At 34.2% G+C, this 240-nt stretch carries 1 protein-coding gene; it reads left to right on the forward strand.

Going from position 1 to position 240, the window contains the following annotated elements:
- The first annotated feature begins 63 nt into the window (after nucleotides 1–63).
- Nucleotides 64–210 carry a YrzI family small protein gene (locus AOA60_RS34535; RefSeq protein ID WP_368731565.1) on the forward strand — a complete coding sequence of 49 codons (147 nt, stop codon included), beginning with the start codon at nucleotides 64–66 and terminating at the stop codon, nucleotides 208–210.
- Nucleotides 211–240: the final 30 nt, after the last annotated feature.

Consider the following 240-nt stretch of genomic DNA (forward strand, 5'->3'; position numbering starts at 1 on the left):
TACCATTACAGTTCATCGTTTCTTCCGTATTAAATTATATTTTAGAAGGAGGTGATAGACATGATGTTTCATTTCTTTTTTGTGACGGTAAATATTACAAAGAGAAAGTTTACAGGAGAAGATGTTAAGCGTGAAGAAAAGCGTGCAACTAGCAGGAAAATGCGACAGGAGATGCGTGCAAAGCAGTCCGAATATATTCGTTTACTCTAATTTGAGTCTGAAAGGAATAAAAAAACATAA

Origin of the sequence: Pseudomonas sp. 2822-17 (assembly GCF_002742485.1) — a bacterium.
Lineage (GTDB): Bacteria > Pseudomonadota > Gammaproteobacteria > Pseudomonadales > Pseudomonadaceae > Aquipseudomonas > Aquipseudomonas cyclaminis.

Bases quoted from the DNA above. Each gene is read 5' to 3' on its own strand.
- AOA60_RS34535 (WP_368731565.1), top strand. From the start codon at position 64: ATGTTTCATTTCTTTTTTGTGACGGTAAATATTACAAAGAGAAAGTTT.